4 protein-coding genes are annotated in these 3515 nt (G+C 43.1%); all 4 read left to right on the top strand.

What is annotated here, in order from left to right:
* Positions 1-239 precede the first annotated feature (239 nt).
* The 4 genes from Q0954_RS33275 to Q0954_RS33260 all read left to right on the top strand — a co-directional run bounded on the left by Q0954_RS33275 (position 240) and on the right by Q0954_RS33260 (position 3359).
* Positions 240-866 carry a thiamine phosphate synthase gene (locus Q0954_RS33275; protein WP_299466166.1) on the top strand — a complete coding sequence of 209 codons (627 nt, stop codon included), beginning with the start codon at positions 240-242 and terminating at the stop codon, positions 864-866.
* Positions 839-1591 (top strand): hydroxymethylpyrimidine/phosphomethylpyrimidine kinase, encoded by a 753-nt coding sequence (locus Q0954_RS33270; RefSeq protein ID WP_299466163.1) that lies wholly within the window; start codon positions 839-841, stop codon positions 1589-1591. Before Q0954_RS33275 ends, Q0954_RS33270 begins: the two co-directional genes overlap by 28 nt.
* Positions 1592-2121: 530 nt before the next feature.
* Positions 2122-2766 (top strand): thiamine phosphate synthase, encoded by a 645-nt coding sequence (locus Q0954_RS33265; RefSeq protein WP_299466162.1) that lies wholly within the window; start codon positions 2122-2124, stop codon positions 2764-2766.
* Positions 2763-3359, top strand: a complete 597-nt coding sequence (locus Q0954_RS33260) for a hypothetical protein (protein ID WP_299466159.1) — start codon at positions 2763-2765, stop codon at positions 3357-3359. The genes Q0954_RS33265 and Q0954_RS33260 overlap by 4 nt, the downstream gene beginning before the upstream one ends.
* Positions 3360-3515 lie beyond the last annotated feature (156 nt).

Raw genomic sequence — 3515 nt, 5'->3', positions numbered from 1 at the left:
GAGACAGGAGTCAATAGCCTCAAGTCCTTAGATACCGATGCACATCAGTGCTTCAAGTTTGAGGCTGTTTTGCACAGCGCAAAGTGTAGGTTTTTGAGGTTTTATATTTTTTGAAAAAACGAAACTCTCAAACACGCCTAGCGTCGCCACTACCGACTACCGACTACCGACTACTGACTACTGACTACTGACTACCGACTACCGACTACCAACTACCGACTACCAACTAAAAAACTTAAATGAACATTATTGTAATTTCCAGCCCGCAACAAGAACTCAACGAAGCAAGCATTATTAGCGCCTTGTTTGAGCACGGGCTGGAAGTATTTCATTTGCGCAAGCCAACCTACTCACCCTATGAAATTGAGGCTTTAATTCAAGCAATTGAACCTAAATTTCGCTACCGGGTAGTGTTGCACCATCATTATGCACTTGCCGAAAAGTACAATTTGCGAGGCATTCACTTTACCGGGCATTATGTCAAAAACAACAGTGACCAAGTCACGAATTGGTATGACAGGGCAAAGCAACAGGCAATGACGGTGAGTGGCTCCAAACATCAGCTCAAAGAGTTAAACACCCTGGAGGTACCTTACAACTATGTATTTTTGAGCCCAGTGTTCGACAGCATTTCGAAAGCAGGCTATAAAGGTAATTTGGCTAATTTGAGGAGTATAGAAAAATACAAGAGCGCTACGCAACTCATTGCGTTGGGTGGCATCTCTTTAGATAATATAGACGAAGTCAAGCGGATTGGGTTTGACGGTGCGGCGGCATTGGGTACTGTTTGGGAAAAGCCCGCTCAGGCAATCGCGGTATTTATGGAGTTAAAAGCAGCATGGGAAAAGAAAGACCAAATATTTTAAGTATTGCCGGGTTTGACCCTAGCGGAGGCGCGGGCATTCTTGCCGATGTCAAAACCTTTGAGGCACATAGAACCTTGGGAATGGCGGTGTGCACCTCATTGACAGTACAAAACGATGTGGCATTTGAAAAAGCCAACTGGGTAACCATAGAAGACATAAAAGCTCAATTGACCACTTTGGGGGCGCGTTTTCGCTTTAAAGTAGCAAAAATAGGTTTGGTAGAGAGCTTTGACGTGCTACAGCAAATAGTAGCCATTTTGAGAGAACACAATCCACAAATAAAAATTGTGTGTGATCCGGTGCTCAAAGCAAGTGCTGGCTTTGTGTTTCATTCGGAGGTAGCAAAACAACAATTGGAGGCTTTGTTACCTCACCTGTTTTTGCTGACCCCTAATTGGGAAGAGGTACAACAACTATCGGGGATGGAAGATGCCAAAGTGGGCGCACGTTACCTGAGCCAGTTTTGCCATGTATACCTCAAAGGGGGGCATAACACCGAGGCTTTGGGCAAAGATTTTTTATTTAGTCAACAGCAAAAAGAGTATGCCTTCAACCCCAAGCGTACCAACGTAGCAGGCAAACACGGATCAGGCTGTGTCTTCTCCTCGGCATTGGCTGCCCACATTGCCCTACAATACCCGTTACATAAAGCCTGTGTAAGGTCTAAAGATTATGTGACCCGCTTTTTGGCGAGTAATCAGACAAATTTGGGATTTCATAAATAGCTACAAGCTTTAAGCGGTAAACTTCAAGCCTTTAGATACTGATGAATGTAGGCATCTTGAGCAATAGGTTATTATATTTTCCAGTGGCTCTTTAATTTGCAAATATGAGAAAGTAAAGATTGACGCTTAAAAAAGCTTTAACTAATAAATTCATAAGCCACTGGAAATATGCATACTATGAATTTGTTAGTTGCTTATGGAACAGGGTGTAACTAGTGCATTGGGGATTAAATAAATATATTATTTATTCGAGGGTATTTTGTTTGCTGACGCACTTCAAAAAGTGCGCATAGCCAAAGCTACGTAAACTTTTTGAAGTAAAGTAAGCGGGCTAAAGACTCCGAATAATATGATAGGAATTTAGTTTCCAGTGCACTAGAACCTTGCAGGAGCTTCACTACGATTTTTATAAGTTACTAAAAATCAACGTGATATAAAAAGTGTAGCTACTTAGGGAACAAGGTATACCTAGAACCTAGCGCCTAGCCCCTAGAACCTCGCTGGCGTTATGGACTAAAAACTAAAAAAACGTGAAAAAAGAAATAGCAAAACTGCAATATATTACCCAGCAAACCAATACATTGAGCCATGTGCAAGCCGCACAAAAAGCTTGTGAAGCGGGATGCAATTGGGTGCAACTACGAGTAAAAGACACGCCTGAAGCCGAAGTGCAAGCCATTGCCCTCAAGGTAAAAGCTATATGCGCCCTTTATGGCGCTACTTTTATACTGAACGACCACGTAGCAGTAGCAAAAGCGGTGCATGCCGATGGAGTACACCTGGGCAAAGAAGATATGTCGCCCAAAGAGGCGCGTAAAATACTGGGCAAAGACGCAATCATTGGCGGCACAGCAAACACTTTTGAAGATGTACAACGGCTGGTCAAAGCTAGAGTAGACTACATAGGTGCGGGCCCTTTTAGGTTTACCACCACCAAAAAAAAACTCAGCCCGGTATTGGGAGCCCAAGGCTATACCACGCTCATGGCCAACTGTTATGAGCAAAACATTGATACGCCTATAGTAGCCATTGGGGGTATAGTAGCCGAAGACCTGAGCATTATCAGACAAACTGGGGTGTATGGGGTGGCGGTATCAGGTGTAATTACGCACCACCAATCACCCGCTCAAGTAGTAGAGACTATGCAAACCACCTTCAACATTAGCAGGGTATGAGCTATCATGTAGCGGCTTATTTGGTAAGCAAACAACGTCTGGAAGCGCTTACCAAAGGTAAAAGTCAGTTGGCGGAAGTATGGAAAGACGTAGAAGCTCATGAACATACTAAAACTTTTGCCCACAACCTGGACGAAGGTTTTGCGGATGACTTCAAGGACGGTTGCCCTGATACTTATCGGGCTTTGCTTACGCTAATGCAAGGAAAAGCGCAGGAAGCAACCGAGTGGGAGTATATGTATGGTTATGCCTTACAATTGCTCTGTGAAACTTATGGGCAAGCCCTGACCAATGAAGGTTTTACTGAACTTACGTCGGTAGAATACCTGCTTGACTTGGAAGTGTTTAGCGCCAAGGTATTGAATTTTAGGGTGTATGACGACTTTTTTGCCATGCCGCCCGCCTTGCCTTTGCCCTTAAGCGAATACCCAATGGTGGGTTTTTTACCATTGAGCCGAGCCAAATCGCTTGCTAAAGGGTTTGCCGAACTAAACCTTGAACATCCTGAATTTGGCAAAGGTTTGTCTACTTTGCAAAGCTGGGTAGACCACATGCTGACTGAAAAAAAGGATTTGATTACATTTTTTTATTGAGCAGCTTAAGAGCTTGTTTAAATTTTCGGTCATGAGTTTTCAAACAATTGCCAAAAATATTTTAGGCAGAAAGTCTACACTAAGGAACGGTGTCAAAATAAATTTACATTCTTAACCTCATCTTTTTTGGACATGCTTCGTTAAAAAAACTTGCCA

The organism is uncultured Microscilla sp. (assembly GCF_947493425.1).
Classification (GTDB): domain Bacteria; phylum Bacteroidota; class Bacteroidia; order Cytophagales; family Microscillaceae; genus Microscilla.
Note: the sequence above shows the minus strand (reverse complement) of the source record. Positions and strands in the feature narration are given on the sequence as shown.

What these genes read in the sequence shown, in the direction of transcription:
- Q0954_RS33275 (WP_299466166.1), top strand. Translation starts at nt 240, where the DNA reads ATGAACATTATTGTAATTTCCAGCCCGCAACAAGAACTCAACGAAGCA.
- Q0954_RS33260 (WP_299466159.1), top strand. Translation starts at nt 2,763, where the DNA reads ATGAGCTATCATGTAGCGGCTTATTTGGTAAGCAAACAACGTCTGGAA.
- Q0954_RS33270 (WP_299466163.1), top strand. Translation starts at nt 839, where the DNA reads ATGGGAAAAGAAAGACCAAATATTTTAAGTATTGCCGGGTTTGACCCT.